This is a genomic window from Microbacterium sp. Y355, assembly GCF_059445345.1.
In genome coordinates, this window is record NZ_JCAIUD010000001.1 from 3,298,941 (window position 1) to 3,320,654 (window position 21,714).

20 protein-coding genes are annotated in these 21,714 nt (G+C 66.0%); 7 read left to right on the plus strand and 13 right to left on the minus strand.

All coding sequences use genetic code 11. The features are described from left to right. Window positions 1-6 precede the first annotated feature (6 nt). The 3 genes from AC1C2O_RS15855 to AC1C2O_RS15865 are packed head-to-tail and all read right to left on the minus strand — an operon-like array spanning window position 7 to window position 4,669. Complete coding sequence (locus tag AC1C2O_RS15855) at window positions 7-975, minus strand: NAD-dependent epimerase/dehydratase family protein (protein WP_495431402.1); 969 nt, start codon at window positions 973-975, stop codon at window positions 7-9. Further along, window positions 972-3,653, minus strand: coding sequence for an alpha/beta fold hydrolase (locus AC1C2O_RS15860; RefSeq protein WP_495431403.1), 2,682 nt, complete (start codon window positions 3,651-3,653; stop codon window positions 972-974). Before AC1C2O_RS15860 ends, AC1C2O_RS15855 begins: the two co-directional genes overlap by 4 nt. After that, window positions 3,647-4,669 carry a 3-oxoacyl-ACP synthase III gene (locus tag AC1C2O_RS15865; RefSeq protein WP_495431404.1) on the minus strand — a complete coding sequence of 341 codons (1,023 nt, stop codon included), beginning with the start codon at window positions 4,667-4,669 and terminating at the stop codon, window positions 3,647-3,649. The genes AC1C2O_RS15860 and AC1C2O_RS15865 overlap by 7 nt, the downstream gene beginning before the upstream one ends. A gap of 183 nt (window positions 4,670-4,852) precedes the next feature. On the opposite strand from AC1C2O_RS15865, the gene AC1C2O_RS15870 reads away from it, so the two are divergent. The 3 genes from AC1C2O_RS15870 (at window position 4,853) to AC1C2O_RS15880 (ending at window position 7,593) form a co-directional block, all read left to right on the plus strand. Next, complete coding sequence (locus AC1C2O_RS15870) at window positions 4,853-6,568, plus strand: MDR family MFS transporter (protein WP_495431405.1); 1,716 nt, start codon at window positions 4,853-4,855, stop codon at window positions 6,566-6,568. A 25-nt stretch (window positions 6,569-6,593) separates the two neighbouring features. Next, window positions 6,594-7,022 (plus strand): MarR family winged helix-turn-helix transcriptional regulator, encoded by a 429-nt coding sequence (locus AC1C2O_RS15875; RefSeq protein ID WP_495431406.1) that lies wholly within the window; start codon window positions 6,594-6,596, stop codon window positions 7,020-7,022. A gap of 64 nt (window positions 7,023-7,086) precedes the next feature. Then, window positions 7,087-7,593 carry a MarR family winged helix-turn-helix transcriptional regulator gene (locus tag AC1C2O_RS15880; protein ID WP_495431407.1) on the plus strand — a complete coding sequence of 169 codons (507 nt, stop codon included), beginning with the start codon at window positions 7,087-7,089 and terminating at the stop codon, window positions 7,591-7,593. A 3-nt stretch (window positions 7,594-7,596) separates the two neighbouring features. Here AC1C2O_RS15880 and AC1C2O_RS15885 read toward each other — a convergent pair whose 3' ends face one another. Together AC1C2O_RS15885 and AC1C2O_RS15890 are read right to left on the minus strand one after the other, a co-directional pair. After that, on the minus strand, window positions 7,597-8,961 hold the full coding sequence (locus AC1C2O_RS15885; RefSeq protein WP_495431408.1) for an MFS transporter: 1,365 nt from the start codon (window positions 8,959-8,961) through the stop codon (window positions 7,597-7,599). Window positions 8,962-8,971: 10 nt separating this feature from the next. Further along, window positions 8,972-10,159 carry an MFS transporter gene (locus tag AC1C2O_RS15890; protein WP_495431409.1) on the minus strand — a complete coding sequence of 396 codons (1,188 nt, stop codon included), beginning with the start codon at window positions 10,157-10,159 and terminating at the stop codon, window positions 8,972-8,974. Between the two features lie 118 nt (window positions 10,160-10,277). Here AC1C2O_RS15890 and AC1C2O_RS15895 point away from each other — a divergent pair, with 118 nt between their 5' ends. Both AC1C2O_RS15895 and AC1C2O_RS15900 read left to right on the plus strand, forming a co-directional pair. Next, window positions 10,278-10,736, plus strand: a complete 459-nt coding sequence (locus AC1C2O_RS15895; RefSeq protein ID WP_495431410.1) for a MarR family winged helix-turn-helix transcriptional regulator — start codon at window positions 10,278-10,280, stop codon at window positions 10,734-10,736. Between the two features lie 113 nt (window positions 10,737-10,849). Next, complete coding sequence (locus tag AC1C2O_RS15900; RefSeq protein ID WP_495431411.1) at window positions 10,850-11,251, plus strand: four-helix bundle copper-binding protein; 402 nt, start codon at window positions 10,850-10,852, stop codon at window positions 11,249-11,251. A 42-nt stretch (window positions 11,252-11,293) separates the two neighbouring features. On the opposite strand, the gene AC1C2O_RS15905 is transcribed toward AC1C2O_RS15900, so the two are convergent. Next, window positions 11,294-11,641, minus strand: coding sequence for a hypothetical protein (locus AC1C2O_RS15905; protein ID WP_495431412.1), 348 nt, complete (start codon window positions 11,639-11,641; stop codon window positions 11,294-11,296). A 118-nt stretch (window positions 11,642-11,759) separates the two neighbouring features. Then, complete coding sequence (locus AC1C2O_RS15910; RefSeq protein WP_495431413.1) at window positions 11,760-12,650, minus strand: LysR family transcriptional regulator; 891 nt, start codon at window positions 12,648-12,650, stop codon at window positions 11,760-11,762. 131 nt (window positions 12,651-12,781) lie between these two features. Here AC1C2O_RS15910 and AC1C2O_RS15915 point away from each other — a divergent pair, with 131 nt between their 5' ends. Together AC1C2O_RS15915 and AC1C2O_RS15920 are read left to right on the plus strand one after the other, a co-directional pair. Next, complete coding sequence (locus AC1C2O_RS15915) at window positions 12,782-16,234, plus strand: bifunctional proline dehydrogenase/L-glutamate gamma-semialdehyde dehydrogenase (RefSeq protein ID WP_495431414.1); 3,453 nt, start codon at window positions 12,782-12,784, stop codon at window positions 16,232-16,234. A gap of 218 nt (window positions 16,235-16,452) precedes the next feature. After that, a complete protein-coding gene (locus AC1C2O_RS15920) occupies window positions 16,453-16,938 on the plus strand; it encodes an FBP domain-containing protein (RefSeq protein ID WP_495431415.1) in 486 nt (161 codons plus the stop codon). Window positions 16,939-16,948: 10 nt separating this feature from the next. On the opposite strand, the gene AC1C2O_RS15925 is transcribed toward AC1C2O_RS15920, so the two are convergent. Genes AC1C2O_RS15925 through AC1C2O_RS15950 form a run of 6 tightly spaced genes read right to left on the minus strand, consistent with a single transcriptional unit; the run spans window position 16,949 to window position 21,693 of the window. Beyond that, the gene (locus tag AC1C2O_RS15925) at window positions 16,949-17,287 is read right to left on the minus strand and encodes a DUF202 domain-containing protein (protein WP_495431416.1); all 339 of its coding nucleotides are present in this window, start codon (window positions 17,285-17,287) and stop codon (window positions 16,949-16,951) included. Beyond that, window positions 17,287-17,655 (minus strand): YidH family protein, encoded by a 369-nt coding sequence (locus AC1C2O_RS15930; RefSeq protein ID WP_495431417.1) that lies wholly within the window; start codon window positions 17,653-17,655, stop codon window positions 17,287-17,289. The genes AC1C2O_RS15925 and AC1C2O_RS15930 overlap by 1 nt, the downstream gene beginning before the upstream one ends. Next, window positions 17,652-18,638 carry a formylglycine-generating enzyme family protein gene (locus tag AC1C2O_RS15935; protein WP_495431418.1) on the minus strand — a complete coding sequence of 329 codons (987 nt, stop codon included), beginning with the start codon at window positions 18,636-18,638 and terminating at the stop codon, window positions 17,652-17,654. Before AC1C2O_RS15935 ends, AC1C2O_RS15930 begins: the two co-directional genes overlap by 4 nt. Before the next feature lie 25 nt (window positions 18,639-18,663). Next, window positions 18,664-19,878, minus strand: a complete 1,215-nt coding sequence (locus AC1C2O_RS15940; protein ID WP_495431419.1) for a kynureninase — start codon at window positions 19,876-19,878, stop codon at window positions 18,664-18,666. Window position 19,879: 1 nt separating this feature from the next. Further along, window positions 19,880-20,827, minus strand: coding sequence for an amidohydrolase family protein (locus AC1C2O_RS15945; RefSeq protein ID WP_495431420.1), 948 nt, complete (start codon window positions 20,825-20,827; stop codon window positions 19,880-19,882). After that, window positions 20,824-21,693, minus strand: coding sequence for a tryptophan 2,3-dioxygenase (locus tag AC1C2O_RS15950; RefSeq protein ID WP_495431421.1), 870 nt, complete (start codon window positions 21,691-21,693; stop codon window positions 20,824-20,826). Before AC1C2O_RS15950 ends, AC1C2O_RS15945 begins: the two co-directional genes overlap by 4 nt. Window positions 21,694-21,714: the final 21 nt, after the last annotated feature.

Below are 21,714 nucleotides of genomic sequence, written 5' to 3' on the forward strand. Positions count from 1 at the left end.
GCGCCTTCACGCCGAATAACTGGCGGCGAGACGTCGGAGTCCTTCGTCGAGCGAGACCGACGGCGCCCAGTCGAACGCCTCGCGGGTGTCCCGCTGGTCGAACCAGTGCGCCGTGGAGAGCTGTTCGGCGAGAAAATGCGTCATGGGCGGCTCATCCGTTCCGGGTCGCACGGCCCATACCCGTTCGATCACTGTGCCTGCGGCGCGACCGAGCCCCGCGGGGATGCTCCATCGAGGGGGGCGTACGCCCGCGGCAAGGCAGATGCTTGCCAGCAGGTCACCCACCGGACGCGGCTCACCGTTTGTGAGGACGAAAGCACGGCCGTGTGCGACGTCCGCGCGGTGGAGAGCTGCGGCGATGCCGGAGGCGGCGTTGTCGATGTAGGTCGTGTCGATCAGGGCGGTGCCACTGTTGAGCAGAGGCAGGCGTCCTCGTCGAGCGCGGTCGACGATCCGTTCGATCAGCTGGGTGTCGCCAGGGCCCCAGACGAGGTGAGGACGAACGGCGACAACGCTCATTGTTGCGGAATCGCGCGCGAGTGCCAACAGCTCGGCCGCTGCCTTCGTACGTGCATACTCTCCGCGCGCACGCTCCGGCGATGCGGGTTCCGCTCCGACTCCGGCGAGCGACGAGCCCGCATACGCGACCGACGGAGATGACACGTAGACGAAACGCGAAATTCGGGCCTGCTCTGCTGCGTCGAGCAGCGACCGCGTTCCCTCCACATTCACCGTGTGGAAGGCGCTGGCGTCGCCGGCGAGAGACACCTTCGCTGCGAGATGCACGACGCCGTCGGCGCCTTCGACCGCGCGGGCGATGAGAAGTGGGTCTGTAATCGAGCCGAGGAAATCGATGGCGCCGTCCACGGTGGAGGGCCGTCGCTGTAGCGTGCGCACTTCGTGACCGGCGGCGACGAGTTCGGCAGCGACCGCCCCGCCGAGGAATCCGGAGGCTCCGGTGACGAGCACGATCATGGCGCGGTCGGCTTTCCGCCGGCGAGGATGCGCTCTGCCCATTCCGACAGTCGCGACCTGTCGATCTTGGAGTTGTGGCGGATGTCGGTGGGAAGACGGGGCACGGCGAGCACGGCGACGAGTGGAAGGTTCGTGCTGTCGCGCACCGCTGCGGTCAGCTCCGGAGTCGCGAGCCGTGCTCGGCCGGTAGGGGCGACCGTTTCCACGACGGCGACGGCGCGGCGCAGTCCGTACGGTCCAATGCCGACGACGGCGGCCCTGCGTACGGCGGAAACCCGCTCGACATCCTGTTCTGCTCCGACCGGGGCGACGGGACCGTCAGCGGTGACGATGATGTGCGGCAATCGTCCCTCGACCCACACGCGACCGAGACTGTCGAGATGGCCGACGTCGCCGGTCCGATGCCAGCGCTCGTGCGCAGTATCCGGTCCGAGACTTGTCTCTCGATTGGCTGCGCGATCGGTTAGCCACAGCCGGTCGTAGTGATCCTTCAGATGCGGTGCGGACACCACGATCTCGCCGAGGACGCCTGGCCTGGTGCTCGGTTCACCTGTTACCTGACCATCCACATCGAGCGCGCTGATGAGGACGCGGTTTTCACCGATCGGTGCACCGACGCAGACGCCGGTGTCAGGCGCGCGCGCAGCGTCACGGATCCCGTCGAGTGTGATGTCCGTCACGAGCAGGCACTCGGTCATGCCGTAGGGGGTGTGAGGAGTCGCGTTCGGCATGAGCGCGCCAGCTGAGGCGAGCAGCTCGGCGCTAATCGGTGCACCAGTGGACAAGAACGTGCGAACGCCTGCGAGCTCATCGCGGTCATCCTGAGTCAGCTCATCAGCGGTCGCGACGACGTTGAGGATTGCGGCAGGGGAGAGGAAGACGATGCTCGATTTCGACTCGCGCACGGCTGCGGCAACGGCTTTCGCCGTGAGGGTGCGGGGGGAGGAGACGTCCATATCCGGCGTCACGGAGCGGGTTCCGAGCGCAGGACCGAGCAGTGCGAAGGGCGCGAATCCGGTCACCAGCCCTGAGTCTGCGGTCACCTCGAAGTGAGCGGAGAGCACATCTCGCAGTGCAGAGAGCTGGCTGTGTCGGTACACGACGCCCTTGGCGGGGCCGGTGGACCCGGAGGTGAAGAGGATCGCCGCCTCGTCGTTCGGACCAGGTTCCGCAGGAACGGATGCATCGGCGCCCAGCGCGACGATGTCGCCGAGAGTGTAGGAGACGCCGAGAGCAGCGGAGGTGACCTTCGCAAGACGCACGGCGGAGATGCGCACTCCGGGCCAGCCGAGAGCACGTGCGGCGATGAGGCCCGGCATCTCCCCGATGACGAAGTCGGGCCACGATCCGCGGACTGCGCGGGTCAGCCCCTTCACTCCGAGCCCGGCATCCGCGACGACCACGACTGCGCCGATCCGCAGGCAGGCATAGATCACCGCCGTCAGCGTCGGTCCCGGCTGGACGAGCAGCGAGACTCGGTCGCCTTTTCGTACGCCGATCTCGGAGAGCCCGGCCGCGATCCGGCGCACTCGGTCGTCGAGCTGGCGCCAGCTCACGCGCCGCGGTCCCTGATCTCCGCGCGTCGACATGTCGATGACGGCGATCGTATCGTCGTCGCGGCGTTCGTCGAGGCCGTGCCAGAGCGGTACGAAGGGCTGCGGTTCTTCGTCAGATGTCGGCCCGTTCTCGTCGCGCGTGACGGGCGTTGCGCCGGTGAGTCGATCGGCGTTGTCCCCGAGCCACGTGAGCACCGCGTCGGCGTACGGCCGGTCCTCAGCGAGGAGGTGGCCTGCTCCTTCGAAGCGGTGTACATCGGCCTGGGGGAGCCTGTCAATCAGATCGTTGAGGTAGCGATCGCTGAAGATCGGGTCGCGGGGACCCCACAGCATGAGCGCCGGAACTTCGAGCTTTGCCACGCCCGCCGCGATTCGCTCCAGTTCGCGGAAGCTCTCGTGTCGAGCATCCACCGGGATGTCAGCGACGAAGCCGCCGATTCCCTGACGTCGAGCAGCGGAGCGATACGGCGCCCGATACGCATCCTTCACCGAATCTTCGAGAGCAGGCGAGGCGAGAGCAAGCGTCGTCTCGAGGAATGCGGTGGTGCGCACGGTCGATGCCGCGAGCATGCCGCGGGCGCCGGCCAGTCGTAGCGGTGAGGGAATGGGCGTGCCCTCGGGGTGGTGGACAGCCGTGTTCAACAGCATGATGCCGGCGAGCTCGGTCTGGTGATCGATCGCCCAGCCGAGCGAGACGACGCCGCCCCAGTCGTGACCGAGGGTCAGGATGGGGCCGGTGAGGTCCAACGCCTGGGTGAACGCGGCGAGGTCAGTGACGCGCTGTTGGAGCGGCCGGTGCACGCCGGTGCGCTCGGAATACCCCATGTCCAGCTGGTCGACAGCGATGATGCGCCACGCAGGCGACCCTGCCGAGGCCGCCTGTACCGACGCGGCGAGTAGGTTTCGCCAGAGGTACGACCATGTCGGGTTGCCGTGCACGGCGAGGATCGTCCCCACGACGGGCACGTCGAGGCGGGCGAGCTCTTCACCCGTATCGAGGTAGTGCCATTCGCGGCGGATGCCCTCGTCGATACCGCGTCCTGGAACGTCGGCGACGCAGCTGAAACGGTGATCGAGGCCGGGCAGGCCGAGCGGAGGGAGGGAAACCCTCTCTGTCACCACGTGAGCTCCATCATCGCGGTGTTGATACCGGAGCCCACGCCCATGAGGAGTACGCGATCACCCTTGGAGAGCGTCGCCTGTTCCTCGACGAGCGTGATGGGAATGGATGCGGGGCCGACATTGCCGAGCCTGGGGAATGTCGTCGGAACACGACTGCGGTCGAGTTTCGCCGCCTTAATGATGGCGTTCGTGTGTACGGATGAGACCTGGTGGGTGATGTACCGATCCATCGAGGACCAGTTCCATTCTGAGGACGCCTCTTTCCAGGCGGCGACGACGAGATCGAGGCCGCCCTTCAGGAGCCCCTTCGCATCCGTGAACATGCCGTCGACGCTGCCGACGCACAGTTCGTGGAACTGCGTCGCGGCGCGGGTGACTCCGCCGAGGATCCGATGGCCGTTTGGGTGCTCGTCGGCACGTCCGAGGACGGCCGCAGCAGAACCGGAGCCGAGCGTGAGCGACGCGAACTCGCGCATGAACTCGTCACGATCGGACGCGTCCTTCAGTAGCCGGTCGATGGTGTTGGTCTGGATGTCGTCTGCATCCTCGCCGTTGACGATGATCGCGTACCTGATCTGGCCGGACTCGATCATGGTGGCTGCAAGGTTCATACCGCTCACGAAGCCGAGGCAGGCGTTTGCGACGTCGAAATTGATGGCGGAGCTGGGCAGGCCGAGTCCGTGATGCAGGCGCACAGCCACAGACGGTTCGAGGTGCTTGCGGGTGACGGAGGTGTTGATGAGGAGCCCGACGTCAGAGGGATCGACTCCGGCCTCCGCGAGAGCGCGCTTGCCTGCCGATACCGTGGCGTCGTCGGCCGATTCGCCTGGGCCCCAGTTGCGGCGTTCGAGCACTCCGGCGACGCGCTGGAGGAGCCGGTGAGGAAGCTTGAGCCGCGTGAGCGCGGTCGCGAGACGAGTCTCGATGTCGTGGGATGTCGTCACCTGACCAGGCAGGGTACTTGCAACCGACAACAGTGAGACATTGTCGAAGCGGGTGGTCGCATTTCCGGCCACGGAACCTCCGTCAACGAGCCGAGGCGGCTCGAGTATTCAAGAGGATCTACTTTACGCCGGTATTCCTGTGCTCATGCCGCGTCCCCACCTCGAGTAGTTGACCTAGAGCTACAGTTGACCTTACGCAACTAAAGGTTTATAGTTGGTCCAGATCAACTTTCTAATTCCAGGAGCACTCCCACCTTGACTTCCACCACTTCCGCCCCACCCGAGGCTGCACGCTCGGCGCGCGAGGTATTCACCGCGATCTCCGGCCTCGTCGTCGGCATGTTCGTTGCCGTGCTCTCGGGCACCATCGTCTCGACGTCGTTGCCCGTCATCATCGCCGACCTCGGCGGCACTCAGTCCCAGTACACCTGGGTCATCACCGCGAGCCTCTTGGCAACCGCGGTCTCCACGCCGATCTGGGGGAAGCTGGCCGACCTCGTCGACCGCAAGATCCTCGTCCAGCTCTCGCTCATCCTCTTCACGGCCGGAACGGTCATCGCCGGCTTCTCGACCGACACGAACATGCTCATCGCGGTTCGTGTCATCCAGGGCATCGGCGTCGGCGGCCTGATGTCGCTCGTCATGATCTCCGTCGCCCTCATCATCTCGCCTCGGGAACGCGGCAAGTACATGGGTGTCGTCGGCGGCATCATGGCTCTCGGCACGATCGGCGGTCCGCTTCTGGGTGGACTCATTACCGACACGCTGGGGTGGCGCGCCAACTTCTTCGTCGGCGTTCCCTTCGCCCTCGTCGCACTGGTGCTCCTGCAGTTCACACTGCACCTGCCCAAGCCGCAGCGCGGGACCAAGATCTCGATCGACTACTTCGGTATCGTCCTGCTCGCCGTCGGCGTCTCGACCCTGCTGATCTGGGTCTCGATGGGCGGCAGCCAGTTCGACTGGGATTCGACCACGAGCTGGGCGCTCGGAGCCATCGCAGTGCTTGCCATCCTCGGGTTCATCGCGGTCGAGTTCTTCGTGAAGGAACCGATCGTTCCGATGTCGCTGTTCCGTAACCGCACCTTCACGCTGTCGGTCATCGCCTCGATCGCCATCGGCGTCTCGATGTTCGCCACCTCCGTCTTCCTCGCGCAGTACTTCCAGCTCGCTCGCGGCGCCACGCCTACGGAATCCGGCCTCATGACGATCCCCATGATCATCGGTCAGATGGGCGCGTCGATCATCATCGGCCAGCTGGTGAGCCGGTTCGGCAAGTGGAAGGGGTGGATGGTCACGGGCTCCGTGCTCGCAACCATCGGCGTCACGCTTATGGCGACGCTGCGCTATGACACACCGTTCCCCCTCGTGGCCGTCTACATGTTCGTCCTCGGTGCCGGTCTCGGCATGGTGATGCAGAACCTCACGCTGATCGTCCAGAACGACACGCCCCCGTCGCAGTTGGGGGCCGCATCGTCGAACGTCAACTTCTTCCGCACGATCGCCGGCACCATCGGCGTCACGATCATGGGTTCCATACTCTCGACCAGTGTCGCGTCGCACATCGCTGATGGGCTGAAGGGCTTCACGCCGGCGACTCCGGATGAGATCAGCGCTCTGCAGACTCTCGGATCGGGTGATGTTCCGAAGATGTCGGAGTTGCCCGAGGCGATCCGTACGATCGTTGAGTCCGCCTACGGACACGGCATCGCAGAAGCCTTCATCATCGCGATCCCGCTCGCCGTAATGGGTATCATCGCGATCGCCTTCATCAAGAACAAGCCGCTGTCGACGAAGAACGCCGCCGAGATGCTGCGCGAACAGGCCGAGGAATCGGTCATCGAGATCGCCGAAGCCGAAGTGGGCGCATCCCTGTCCACCGGTGCCATCCGGCTCGAGGGCGCCGAGTCCGCATCACCTGCGACAGGTGCGGTGACCGTGCTCGAGCGCGAAGATCGGGAGAACGGGCGCTGAGATGGTCGCCGTTGACACTGCGGTGGTGACCGACGACGACGCACTGGCGGAGTTCCAGGGTCATCTGAACCTGGTCTTCGCCAGGGCGCGGGCGCTCTGGAAGGAATCCGCTGCGCGGGTCCACCCCGAGCTGCAGCCGGCAGGGTACAAGCTGTTGTCGTTCATCTCCCGTGCCGGCAGCGCGAATGCACACCAGCTCGCGGAGTGCTTCGAGATGGACAAATCCGTTGTCAGCCGCCAAGTGCGGATGCTGGAGGACCTCGGTCTTCTGGTCTCCAGCCCCGACGACCGTGACGGCCGCCAGCGTGTGCTGACGGCAACACCGGAGGCTCGCGCCGCGCTCGCCGATCTGAGGGGCGACCACGCCGATCGGCTGCGCGAGGCGCTCGCCGAGCTGACGCCGGATGAGATTCAGGCGGCATCGAAGGTGTTCCGGCTGCTCGCAGAGGTCTGATGCACGACCAGATGAAGCCCTGCCACGCATTCGAGTGGCGGGGCTTCGCCGTATGCTGGCGAGCATGAGTGCGTCGTCGTCCACCGAGCCTGCTGTTGCCCCCGCGTCGTCGGGCGGCGACGCTGTGGAAAGTGCAATCGAGGACACTGAACTCGACCAGGCCGTCACCAGAGTCGAGCAGGAACTCGGTCGGCTCTTCGCGCGGATTCGCGTGAGCTGGCGTGAGGCCGCGGTGACCGTGCATCCCGATCTGCAGCCGCTCGGCTACCAGGTGCTGACCTCGATCGCGAGCGGCAAGGCGACGTCGGCCGGCGCAATCATCGAGCGCCTGCAGACCGACAAGTCGGCAGTGAGTCGCCAGGTGCGCCAGCTCGAGGAGCTCGGCCTCGTCGAGAGCGTGCCGGATCCCGAGGATCGGCGCGCCCGTGTGCTGGTCGCCACGGCCCTCGCGCAGGAGCGCATCGTGGTCGCCCGCGCGCGATACGAGGGGCGTATCAGGGAGCGACTGCACTCCTGGTCGTCCGCTGATCTCGACCACTTCGTGGATCTGCTCGGCGCGCTTGGCCGGTGAGGCTCACCGCGACTCCACGAGAGGCGCCCGGCGGATCCCGACAAATGACACGATCCCGCCGAGTGCCATCAACGCCGCCGTCACCCAGGCAGCACTGTGGAAGCCGTCGAGATCGAGCATGCCACCGACGATCGTCGACAGCATCGCGACGACGATGAGTCCGGCAACGCGGGAGATAGCGTTGTTGACGGCGGATGCGATGCCGGAGCGGTTCTCATCGATCGCGCCGAGCACCGCAGAGGTCAGCGGTGCGACCGTCAACGACAGACCCAGTCCCATGACGATCATCGACGGCAGCACCTGCCACCAGTAGCTGAAATCGCTCGAGACGGTGAGCAGCAGCAGCGCACCCGCGGCCATCAGCAGTGGGCCGACAGTCATGAACAACCGTGGCCCGATTTTCCCCGCCCACGTGCCCGCTTGGGAGCTGAGGAGGATCATCAGGATCGTGATCGGCAGGCTCGCGAGCCCCGCCGCGGTCGCGCTGAGGCCAGCGCCCTCCTGGAGGTAGACGCCGATGACGAAGCCGTTCAGTGACAGAGCGGCATAGATGAACAGCGTCGCCAGGTTGCCCCACGCGAAGTTGCGGGCGCGAAACAGCGAGAGCGGCATCAGCGGCGCGCTCGAATACTTCTGGCGCACCAGGAATGTGGCGAAGAGAAGGATGCCAAAGACTCCTGGCAGCCAGATCGTGGGGGAGCCCCAGCCCAGGTTCGGCTGTTCGATGAGTGCGAACACCAGTGCTCCGAGGCCCACCGCGCACAGCATCCCGCTCCACCAGTCGACGCGCGTGCCACGCGCGTGATCAGGGAGGCGCAGGCGCGTGAGCAGCACGAGTGTGATGCCGATGGGAATGACGTTGATGAGGAAAACGAAGCGCCACGACAGCAGATCGACGAACAGCCCTCCCAGCAGCGGCCCGGCGAGCTGCGCGCCGGTGGTGAATGCCGTCCACATACCGATCGCGCGCGCTTGCAGCTCGCCGCGCATCATCGTCATGATCAGTGCGAGCGAGCTCGGCACGAGCAGTGCTCCGGCGGCGCCTTGCGCAGCCCGGGCAATGATGAGCGTGATCGGTTCGGGTGCGGCCGCCACCGCTATTGAGGCCACCCCGAACGCGATGAGCCCGATGCGCATGATGCGAACGCGACCGTAGGCGTCCGAGAGCGAGCCTGCCAGCAGGATCAGCGCGCTGAGCGTGATGAGATACGCGTCGACGACCCACTGCTGCGTCGTGATGCCCCCGCCGAGCTCTTCACTGATTGCAGGCAGCGCGACCGTGACGACGGTGCCGTCGAGGAAGGCCACGAAGGATGCCAGGACCGCAATGGCGATTACGAGGCGCTGGAGCGCGGTGAACGATGTCACGAGACTGAGACTACGCCGAGACGAGATCGACCCTACTCGTGGCATCCGCGCTGCGCTTCGTTGCGAGGCCAGCGGCGATGATCATGACGACGAGTCCGGCCACGGTGATGGCTGCGCCGATCCACAATGGCGACGCATATCCGAGCCCTGCAGCGATCCCGAGGCCGCCGGCCCACGCGCCGATCGCATTGCCGAGGTTGAACGCGCCGATGTTCGCACCGGAAGCGAGCGTCGGTGCCTGCCCTGCGTAGACCATGATCCGACTCTGCAAGCCGGGAACGGTTCCGAAGCCGAACCCTCCCATGAGCACCAGTGCGATGACGGTGGCGATCTGCGATCCGGCGAACAGGGCGAAGAAGACGAGGGCGACGGTGAGCGCGGCGATGAAGATGACGAGAGTGCGGTCGATTGATTTGTCGGCCAGACGGCCTCCCAACCAGTTGCCCACGACGAGGCCGGCTCCGAACAGCACCAGCAGCCACGGGACGGCTCCGGACGCGAAACCGCTGATCTCGGTCAGCGTGTAGGCGATGTAGGTGAACGCACCGAACATTCCGCCGAAGGCAAGTACGGTGACCGTCAGCGAGAGCCAGACCTGGCCGGAGCGGAACGCGCGCAACTCCTTGCGGAGTCCCACAGGCTCCTGCTTCTCGGCAGGGGCGGAGACGAGTGCTGCGATGCCGATGAAGGCAAGAACGCCGATTCCGGAGATGACCCAGAACGTCGCGCGCCAGCCGAACTCCTGCCCGATGAAGGTGCCGAACGGGACGCCCAGTACGTTCGCGGCGGTGAGGCCGGTGAACATGATCGCGATCGCACCTGCACGCTTCTCCGGAGCCACGAGGCTTGCGGCGACGACCGAGCCGATGCCGAAGAAGGCACCATGGCAGAGTGCGGAGAGGATGCGGCCAAGCATCGCGACGCTGTAGTCGGCGGCGAGGGCTGTGACGACATTGCCGACGATGAACAGGATGATCAGGCTGAGTAGTACGGACTTGCGTGGCAGGCGAGACGTTGCGGCGGTCAGGCCTAATGCCCCGACGACGACGCTCAACGCGTACGCGGAGATGAGCCATCCCGCGGCCTGCTCGGTGACGCCGAAGTCGGCGGCGACTTCGGGGAGCAGCCCCATGATCACGAACTCCGTGAGTCCGATTCCAAAACTTCCGATGGCGAGTGCGAGTAGGCCGAGCGGCATGCGAGGTTCTCCTGTTATCCTGAATTAGTTGTCGACGCGGGATATTGCGCGAGCAATGTAGATACTTGCACACGCAAATATAAAGCGCAAGCAACTAAATGACGAAAAGAGAGTGGATATGGGAATCGCTGACGATGCTGTCGAGATCCGCGCGCACGGTTGGCGCACTCTCGCGGCGCTGCACGGACTGATTGAGGCGGAGCTCGAGCGCGCTCTATCGGCATCCGCTGACCTTTCCGTCGTGGAGTACACGCTGCTTGACGCGTTGAACCGTCAAGACGGGTGGCACATGCGGATGCAGCAGTTAGCCCGCGCAACGGCGCTGAGCCCGAGTGCCACGACGCGACTGGTGTCTCGCCTGGAAGACCGCGCGCTACTGACGAGGGTGCTGTGCGCCGACGATCGCCGAGGGATCTACACCGAGCTCACTGCCGCAGGTCGTGACCTGTACGAGCAGACGCGTCCGGTGCACGACGAGACGCTCGCGCGGGTGCTCGGCGATGCTGCCGCTCGGCCTGAACTTGCACCCATGGTCGAGGCTCTGCACTCAGCGGACAGCCTGGCAGCCAGCGCCTGATCTGGTGCGCTGGCTGCGCACACAATCCGCCATCGACTCGCAGGCCACGAAGGACTAACCTGGCCGCAGGCGGGTCTCCTGCCCGCCCCGAGATCTGAGGAAAGCGGTGTGCGATGGACTCGATGATGATGGGCGCCATGTCTGAGGAAATGAAGACGACCCCTGGCATGGAAATGATGGACATGGCCGTCATGCAGGCCTGTATGGATGCCTGCTCCGCCTGTGAGCAGGCCTGTACCGTTTGCTCGATGCAGCTGATGGACTGTGCCCCCGCCTGCATGAATTGCGCTGACATGGCAGGCACGATGATGCGTTCGATGCTGCGGATGCAGGGGATGACGCCCGCCGTGATGATGTCGATGCTCGACGCCTGCATCGCCATGTGTCAGATGTGCATGGATGCCTGCATGGAGCACGCAGATCACAGCGAGGTCTGCAAGATGTGCGCTCAGGCCTGCAAGGCCTGCATGGACGCGTGCATGGACGTGAAGAACATGATGATGGCGGCTGCCTGAGCAGCTTTACATCCGAAACAAGTCAGGTCGCGCTGGCTGAGGTCAGACCGACGCGACGTTGAACTGCACGCGCCCGACGGCGAGTACGTGATAGCGCGGGTGCAGCGCCACGGGGGTGCCTTCGGCTGCCTCTAGAGCTGCCCCAGAACCGTTCCACAGCGCGTGCGCGGTGCCGTCGAGATCGCGCACGACGAGGCCGCCGTTCACGGCATCCGCTGACTCGACAATTCCGTCGATCCATTCGCTGGATGTCGCCGACGCAAGTCGCGCCTGGATCAGGTGCAGCGCGTGTCCCGGTGTGAACGAAGAGCAGACGTCGCCGTGGTCGCACATGCACGCAGCACGCTCCGTCACCTCGAGGGGTGAAAGGCGGTGCAGCGGGGTGGACACGGTGATCTCCTCTGGTTGGGAACTGATCTGGCAAGAGTAGGTCGCTGTCGCGCCGCAGGAAAACGCCGCCGACACTCAGCGAAACATTGACGAATGCCGGGTGCTGCCCGATGCGCACTCAGCGCGGCACGTGCGCGGCGAGCGCCTCCGCCATCGCAGTGAGCACCGCCGCGACCGCGGCGTTGTCGCGCGAAGACGAGCGGGTCGCCGCGAAGATCTCGCGCACGGGAGACCCTGGCAGCTCGAGCAGTCGTACAGAGGAGCGGTCTCCGGTCCAGACGAGATCGGGCAGCACCGCGACTGCGTGGCCCGCGGCGACCAGGCGCGTATGCGCGATCAGGTCGGTCGCCTCGAATCGCACGTCCGGTTCGAAACCAGCGGCACGACACTGCTGCATCGTCCATTCCCGCACTGCCGCTCCCTTGGGCTCCATCACCCACGGCCGATCATGCAGGTCGGCAAGCTCCGCTGCCGAGGATGTCGGAGGTACAGCCAGGCGCACAGGGTCCGGTCCGAGCAGCGTGCGATCGATTCCGTCGCGCAGCTCACGTGTGTACCCGGCGTATTGTTCAGCGACCACGAGGTCAAAGCCCCGCGCCTGCAGTTCGAACAGCCCCTCCTCAGGGGCCATCTCCACCATCTCCAAGCGAAGGTCGGGCATCCGCTCGGCGAGCAGCGTGAGTGCTGGGGGCACCAGTGCCTCAGCGGCGGTGGGCATGACGGCGATCCGCACCCGCTCCTGCGCGTGCTGAGACGACGACAGCTCGGCGTGGGCGGCTTCGTCCAACTCCAGAGCGCGCGCCGCGTGTGCGGCGAGCAGACGCCCTTGCGCCGTGAGTCTGACGCGCCTACCGTCGGGTTCGAGCAGCGATACTCCGGCCTCACGCTCGAGTTGCGCAAGCTGCTGCGACACCGTCGACGGGCTGTATGCGAGAGCTGTGGCAACGTCCGAGATGGTGCCCCGCAGGGCCAATTCGTGCAGCAGACGCAGTCGTCGCAACTCGAACACGGAGCACCTCGCAATCATCGAGAAAATCGAATATTAACTATCGTAAACGCTCGCTTTTCACGAAGGGTAGTGCGGCTCCACACTGAGATCAAGACTCGCGGTTCCGCCGCGCTCTGGAGTGAGGAAACCCGATGAACCCGACGACATCCGCCGTGACCGGCAATGCTGATCTCGCAGCGCTCTCAGATGACGCGATCGCGCTCGTGCAGCGCTGGCTGGTGGAGAGTCGTGACGTGCCCGCAGACGCCGCGGCGAAGCGCCTCGCTGGTGTCCTCAGCGATCCGAACGGCCTTGACTTCACCGTCGGTTTCGTCGACGGTGTGGTGCGCCCGGAAGACCTGAAGGTCGCAGCCCTCAACCTGCGGGGCCTGGTTCCGCTCACTCCGAAGTTCCTCCCCGTGGCACTACGCGCCCTCATCCGCCTCGGTGGCGCGCTGGCGCCGGCATTCCCCGGCATCGTCGTTCCGATCAGCCGTCTCGTGCTGCGCGGGATGGTCAGGCACCTCATCGTCGACGCCACCGATGCCAAACTCGGCAAGGCCATTCGCCGCATCCGTGCGGACGAGGGTGTGCACCTGAACATCAATCTCCTCGGAGAGGCGATCCTCGGCGAGGAAGAAGCTGCCCGTCGTCTGGAGGGCACGCGACGTCTCCTCGAACGCGACGATGTCGACTACGTCTCGATCAAGGTCTCATCCACCGTCGCCCCGCACAGCCCGTGGGCGTTCGACGAGGCCGTCTCGCATGCCGCAGGCGCGCTTGTTCCGCTGTTCCGCATCGCAAAGGCCCGCGGCGGGAAGTTCATCAACCTCGACATGGAGGAGTACAAGGACCTCGACCTCACCATTGCGGTCTTCACTTCGATCCTTGACCGCGAGGAATTCCGCGGTCTCGAGGCCGGCATCGTTCTGCAGGCTTACCTGCCGGATGCCCTCGGTGCGATGATTCACTTGCAGGAGTGGTCTGCCGCGCGCGTATCTGCGGGTGGGGCACCGATCAAGGTTCGTGTCGTGAAGGGTGCGAACCTGCCGATGGAGCAGGTGGACGCCGAAACCCACGGCTGGCCGCTCGCGACCTGGCACAGCAAAGAGGCCTCGGATGCCTCGTACAAGGCCGTACTCGACTACGCACTGCGTCCGGAGCACGTGCAGAACGTGCGCATCGGCATCGCCGGTCACAACCTGTTCGACATTGCGCTGGCCTGGCTGCTCGCGAACCAGCGCGGCGCGACGGCCGGCATCGAGTTCGAGATGCTGCTGGGCATGGCCACAGCGCAGGCGACGGTCGTCCGCCGCACGGTCGGCTCGCTGCTGCTCTACACGCCTGTCGTGCACCCGACCGAGTTCGATGTCGCGATCGCCTACCTGATCCGCCGACTCGAAGAGGGTGCGTCCACCGACAACTTCATGTCTGCGGTCTTCGAGCTTGATGATGAGCCCGCTCTGTTCGTCCGCGAGCGGGACCGCTTCCTCGCCTCGATCGCATCGATGCCGGCCGAGGTTCCAGGACCGAACCGTACGCAGGATCGTAGCGCCGAGCCTGCGCCGTCCCCGCGTGACGAGTTCGACAATGCGCCCGACACTGACCCGAGCCTGGCTGCTAACCGTGCATGGGGCGACCAGATTCGCTCCCGCATGGAGGCTTCTGTCCTCGGAGAGGCGACCGTCCGCACCCACACACTGTCGGACGCAGCATCCCTCGATGCCGTCATCGCCGCAGCCGCCTCGGCAGGTGAGGCCTGGCGCGCCCTCGGCGCCGCCGGTCGGGCAGAGATCCTGCACCGTGCCGGCGACGTCCTCGAGGCTCGTCGCGCCGACCTCCTTGAGGTGATGGGCGCCGAGTGCGGAAAGGTGCTTGAGCAGGGTGATCCAGAGGTCTCAGAGGCCATCGACTTCGCGCACTACTACGCCGAGAGTGCCAAGCGCGCAGAGAGCATCGAGGGCGCGACGCACAAGCCGGTCGGGCTGACCGTCGTCACCCCGCCGTGGAACTTCCCCGTTGCGATCCCTGCCGGCTCCACGCTCGCCGCTCTCGCCGCCGGCTCTCCCGTGATCATCAAGCCCGCTCGCCAGGCTCGCCGCTCCGGCGCCGTCATGATCGAGTCGCTGTGGGAGGCAGGAGTCCCGCGCGAGGTGCTGCAGTACGTGCAGCTCGACGGCCGCGAACTGGGCCAGCACCTCATCAGCGATCCGGCTGTCGAGCGCGTCGTTCTCACCGGCGGATACGAGACGGCAGAGCTGTTCCGCAGCTTCCGTCCCGACCTGCCACTGCTCGCCGAGACAAGTGGCAAGAATGCGATCATCGTCACTCCGCACGCCGATCTCGACCTCGCCGCCCGCGACGTCGCCTACTCGGCGTTCGGCCACGCCGGGCAGAAGTGCTCTGCGGCATCCCTCGTCATCCTTGTCGGATCGGCCGCGCAGAGCGAGCGGTTCCGCCGTCAGCTCATCGACGCGGTCGGCTCGTACCAGGTCGGTCAGCCGTGGGACGGCTCCAGCCGCATCGGACCGCTGATCGGCCCGGCCGACGGCAAGCTCCTGCACGCGCTCACCACGCTGGAGCCCGGCGAGAAGTGGATCATCGAGCCGTCGAAGCTCGACGACGAGGGCAAGATGTGGCGTCCAGGCATCCGTGAGGGTGTCGCTGCCGGGTCGCCCTTCCACCTCACCGAGTACTTCGGCCCTGTGCTCGGCGTCATGACCGCAAAGACGTTGGATGAGGCCACCGCGATGGTCAACGCCATCGACTACGGCCTCACCTCGGGGCTGCACTCGCTGGACGACGGTGAGATCGCGCAGTGGCTCGCGAACGTGCAGGCCGGAAACCTTTACGTGAACCGTGGCACCACGGGCGCGATCGTGCAGCGTCAGCCGTTCGGCGGTTGGAAGAAGGCTGCTGTCGGCGCCGGAACCAAGGCCGGCGGTCCGAGTTACCTGATCGGCCTGTCCAACTGGGAAGACGCCCCGGTCACCGCTGATGCTCCGAAGGATGCGGTCTCGCTGGCGGCGCTGGCGGCTCTCGGCTCCGCGAAGGATGCTGAGGATGCCGACACCGCCTGGTTGCAGGGCGCCCTCTCCACCGATGTCGCCGCCTGGCGCGACGAGTTCGGCACCGTGCGCGATGCGACCGGCCTCATCACCGAGCAGAACGCGCTGCGCTATGACGTCTTGCCTGTGACGATCCGTCTCGAACAGGCAGGCACCGCTCAGGCGATCCGCGTGATCGCGGCCGGTGTGCGTGCCGGTTCCCGCCTCAGCGTCAGCACTGCGGCCGAGCTGCCGGCATCCGCACAGCGTTGGCTGACGGCATCCGGCGTCGGCGTCGCGGTCGAAGATGCCGCAGCGTGGGGTGCCCGTGCCGCACGCCTCGCCGAGACGGGTGGACGCATCCGCCTCGTCGGCGGCAATGCCGCAGCGGTCGCCGCGCACACCGGCGGCTCGCCCGCTGTCGCGGTCTATGCGGGCCCGGTCGTGTCTGCCGGCAGGGTCGAACTGCTGCCGTTCCTGCGCGAGCAGGCCGTGTCGATCTCGGCGCACCGCTTCGGTACGCCGCACCGCCACGAGATCGCGCCGCTCACCGCATAGTCGCGCCGCTCACTGCGCAGGAGTAGGCTCACCGGGTGTTGTTTTATGTGAGCGCCCGCAGGGCGCGAAAGGTGGTTGCAGGCGCGTTCAGCGCCGGCGGCAGAGGCTGATCATCAGCCGGAGGCGGGACTCCCGTCGCCGGTGATCTGTCATACCCGGCATCCATCTAAGGGATGCCGTGATCACTTCTCTCACCTCACTTCTGAAAGCACTTCACCATGCGTCCCATCGACGAGCGCGACATCCGCGCATCCTTCATCAATGCCTCCCGCAAGGAGGTCTCTTCGCTGACATTGCCGCCCGGCTTCGCCGAGATCGACTTCGACCGGCGAGACTATCTCGGCTGGTCTGACCCCAAGTTCGCCCGTCGTGCATATGTCGTGACCGACGTCGACGGTGTGCTCACCGGCGCGCTTCTGCAGCGTGCCGAGCAGCGGGTGCTCGCCCGCGCACAGTGTTCGTGGTGCGAAGACGTCACACTCCGCAACGACGTGCAACTGTTCGCCGCGCGCAAGGCCGGGTCTGCTGGTCGGGGCGGTGACACGATCGGCACGCTGGTCTGTGCCGAGCTCGGATGTTCCCACAACGTGCGGATGCTGCCGCCGCTCGCCTACGAGGGCTTCGACCGCGAGGCGGCGAGAGACGCGCGCATTGTGCGCCTCGGCGAACACGTGCGGGCGTTCCTGCGTGAGGTCGCTGGCTAGCGCCAGCAGTTCAGGCGGCGGCAGAGACGATCACGGCGGCGAGAGCGACAAGGCCCACACCGATGCTGAACATGGCCGTCGCCGCGATCAGGCGTCCATCCGGTAGCGCGACAGTACCCGCGTCATCCTGGAGTGCGCGGTAGCCGTTGCGATAGCGAGCACGCGCCGCGAGCCACATCAACGCCGCGATGATCATTCCGGCCACACCGAGAAGGATCCACAGCGTGGATCCGAGCATGACGGGCAGCACCCGCATGCTCACCAGCGAGCCGACGGCGATCGCGAGCGCGGTGCGGCGCCACGCTAACTCGGTGCGCTCTGGCTGAAGCCCAGAGTCGTAAAGCGCCATCACACCAGCGTTGCGATCAGGATGAGCACTCCGGCGACGGTCACCGCGAGTCCCGCCAGCGGTGCCAGCAGCGAAGCGGGGAGCGGGTTGCCGAGGCGCAGCGCCCGTTCGCTGCGGATCCAGCTCACCCATGCGAGCGCGGGGGTGATGATGCCGGTGCCGATCAGGACGAGGGATGCGGCGAGCTTGAGCGTGGGCTGCAAATCGAGTCCGAGAAGCTCGAGTGCCACACCTGCGGCAGTCAGCGCGAGAGCGGTCCGAGTCCACGCGAGGAAGGTGCGCTCGTTCGCGAAGGTGAATCGAGCATCGGGTTCTTCGCCGTGCCGATAGACGGCTGCGGGGAATCGGGAGCGGGGTGGTCTGGTCATCTCGTCACTGTCCTGAAGCCGGCGTTGCCCATTGAGGAATCGGGAGTGTTCTGCGACCGCGCTGAGTTGCGGTACCGGTTGCAATACGAGACGTGGCACAGGTAACTGCCGCCGCGGAGCACTCGCGAGGTACCTGCATCCGGCCCCGTGGGCGCGCCCGCGAGCTGACGCGCATAGTACGTCGGGTCGTACCAATCCGAGCACCATTCCCAGACGTTGCCGACACTCTGCCAGAGGCCGAATCCGTTGGGTTCGAAGGATCGGACCGGCGCGGTGGTGAGGAATCCGTCTTCCCGCGTGTTCTCGCCGGGGAAGGAGCCCTGGAAGATGTTCGCCCTCCACCCGCCGGCGTCGACCTCGTCGTCACCCCACGGGTATTTGGCGGCATGCAGGCCGCCGCGGGACGCATACTCCCACTCGGCCTCGGTGGGTAGACGTCGGCCGGCCCACTCGCAGTAGGCGACCGCGTCATTCCAGCTGATGTGCACGACCGGGTGGTCGCCAAGGCCTTCGATGCTGGACTCGCGCCCGCCGGGGTGCGCCCAGTCGGCGCCGCGGACTCCGTACCACCAGGGGGTTCCCGGTGGCTGACCGAGGATGTCGTCCTCTGAAGCGGCGAGGGCGAGGTGGAAGACGGCAGAGAAGCCGAAGGTCGCCGCCTCCGTCAGGTACCCGGTCGCGGTGACGAAGGCCGCGAACGCGTCATTCGTGACGGCGGTCGAATCGATCGAGAAGGCGGGCAGCGTCACCTCGTGCCGTGGTGTCTCTCCGTCGCCGGGGTTCTGGTCGCCGGAGGAATCGCCCATCAGGAAGGTTCCTGCCGGAATCTCGGCCTGGATGATCGGATGCCCATCGGCTGCCGGAGCAGCGGATGCAGGGGTGCTCGCTGCTACGGTCGCACCGAGTGTCAGGAACTGGTCGCGGGCAGGTGCGCCACAGGTGCAGCCGGGGCCGCAGTTCGTGTCATTTCCGGCGTTGCTCATCGCCTCTCATCCTAGGGCGAGCGCATCACACCCTCAGCGCGTCACGCACGGCCAGCGCGCCGGTCACCGCCTCGACGTAGGACGTGCTCAAAGGCGACAGCCCGAGTCGGATGCCATCGGGGAAGCGGAAATCTGGGATCACTCCATCTGCCCACAGCGTCTTGGTCACCTCGGCGAAGTCCGGATGCCCGATCGTCACGTGCCCGCCGCGGCGGTCGGCATCGCGCGGACTCAGCAGTCGCACACCGAGGGGAGCGAGCTCCTGGTCGAAGGCACGAACCACCAGATCGGTGAGCGCCTTCGACTTCTCGCGCACGGCCGTGATCGTGGCATCCTCGATCTTCTCGAGCATGCCCTGCATCGCCAGCATCCCGAGCACCGGAGGCGTGCCGCTGATGAACTGACGGATGCCGGTGGCCGGCGCATATGCGGAACCCATCGCGAACACGTCGCCCGCCCCCATCCAGCCCTGGATGGGTTGCTGCAAAACTCCGTGGTGGCGCGCACTGACATAGGCGAAGGCCGGGGAGCCCGGACCGCCGCCCAGATATTTGTACGTGCACCCGACGGCGAGGTCGACGCCGCACGCGTCGAGATCGATCGGGATCACGCCGACGGAGTGGCACAGATCCCACATCATGAGCGCGCCCGACTCGTGCACGGCATTCGTGATCGCGGCCATGTCGGCCAACGCGCCAGAGCGGTAGTCAACGTGGCTGAGCACGACCAGCGCGGTCTGCTCTGAGACCGCTTCGGCGATGTCATCGACCTGCACGCCCGCCACCGGATCGGGGCTGATCCAACGCAGTGTCAGCCCGCGTTCGGCGGCGATCCCCTCGGCGACGAAGCGGTCGGTCGGGAAGTTGCCCTCCTCGATCACGATCTCGCTGCGGTCAGGCCGCGCAGCCACCGCCGCGCGCATGAGCTTGTACAGCAGCACGGTGGTCGAATCGGCGACGACCGTCTGCCCTGGCGCGCCGCCTAGGCACAGCGCGGCGATCCGATCGCCGAGTTCGATGGGCAGTTCCATCCACTGCTCATCCCAGGAGCGGATCAGACGTGTGCCCCAGTCCTCGCGCACGAACGCTGCGAGACGGTCGGGCAGCGAGCGCAGCGGCCTGCCGAGCGAATTGCCGTCCAGGTATGCGGTGACGCCCGGGGCCTCGACAAACGCGTCGAGATGCGGGGCCAGCGGGTCGCGTGCGTCCAGCGAACGGGCGACCTCAAGCAGATCAGACATGTCAGTTCTCCAGATCGGCAATCGTGAGACGGTGGGCGCGCACAGGGTCGCCGTCAGGGAGAAGGAGCAGGTCGCTCGACCCGATTTCGAGCGGCGCGAGCGCCGTCAGCAGAGCAACCCCATCCACGCCTGCCTCGCGCAGCGCCTCGATCTCGGTGGCGCGCAGATCGACCGGGGTCGGGCCGTTGCCCATGTCGCTGCCGTAGACCAGATCTCCACCGGCCGACGCGAAACGGCGCACGTTGTCGACCACGTGCGCGTACGCCGCACCCTCGTGGATTGCCATCGTCGAGATCCACGACACGGATGCCACCTGCACCGCGATCTCGTCATCGGTGAGGCGCTCCGTGAAAGGAGAATGCGCGAGACGGGACGCACCAAGGTGCGCGACCCTCTGCGCTTGACCTGCACCCTCGGCATGGGCCACGACCGGAAGGCGGTGCTCAGCGGCTTCGCGAACCACCGCGCGGAACAGTTCGTCGTCCAGCACTGGGCCCGCGTCGCTGTTGCCGACGACTTTGATCCAACGCACCCCTGCCGCGGCAAGCAGACCGATCACGGCGGCGGCATCCGCGGCATCCCGCACCTGGTGCACGGCACCCTCCGGCGCCCAGTCCCGATCAGCCGGGTAGCCGCCGACGGCGGTGAGGAAAGGTCCGGCGTACTCGAGCTGGATCCCGTCGTCTTCAAGCGCGAAGTCGTACTCGCGCACCGCGTCAACGTTTGCACCCAGGTCGATGACTCTGCCCAGGCGGCTCGTGGCGAGCCCGCTCGGATCGATGAGCTGCAGGTGCACATGGTGGTCGGTGAACAGCCCGGTGATCACGCCATCCAGACGCTGTGCATCCTGTGGCGCAGGGGAGGGGTACAGTGTGATGCCGCTGGCATCCTTCGTCAGCATCCCTTCGCGCAGCACCGCTCCGTCGAAGTAGGTGACGGCGCGCATCATGTACCGATTTCGGTGCGAACGGTGTACAACTCGGGGAAGAAGGTCAGTGCCAGCGCTCGCTGCAGGAAGTCGACGCCGCTGGATCCGCCCGTGCCGGGTTTCATGCCGATCGTGCGGGTGACGGTCTTCAGATGCCGGAAGCGCCAGAACTGGAAGTTGTCCTCGAGATCCACCAGGTCTTCGCACGCCTCATAGAGATCCCAGTGCTTCTTCGGGTTCTCGTAGATCTCCTGGATCGCCGGCACGAGCGACGCGTGCGGTCGGTATGGCTCGTGGACGTCGCGCTCGAGAATTTCGGTCGGAATCGGGATGCCACGGCGAGACGCGTACCGCAGGAATTCGTCATACAGAGTGGGGCGTTCGAACTCGACAGTGAGCAGCGCCAGGTTGGCTGGGTGATCACGGAAGACCGACAGCATCCGCTCGTTCTTGTTGCCCAGGGCGAACTCGACAGCGCGATACTGCACGGATTGGAACCCAGAGGAGTTGCCCAGCGCTCCGCGGAACTGCGCATATTCGGTCGGGGTGAGGGTCGCGAGCACCGACCACTGCTGGGTCATGACGTCCTGGATGCGTTTGACTCGCGCGACGCGCTTGAGCGCCTCGCGCAGGTCGTCGCTCGCCAACAGGTCGCGCGCGGACGACAGCTCGTGCAGGAGCTGCTTCAACCACAGCTCGGTGGTCTGGTGCTGGATGATGAACAGCATCTCGTCGTGATGCTCAGGTGTGCTGACCGGATGCTGGGCACCCAGCAGCTTGTCCAATTCGAGGTATGACCCGTAGGTCATCCGTCCGGTGAGGTCGGTGACGATGCCGTCTTCGAGCGCGCGCTCGTTGCCTGTGCCAGTGGAGTTTTCAGTGCCCATGATCACCGAGAGTATCCCCGA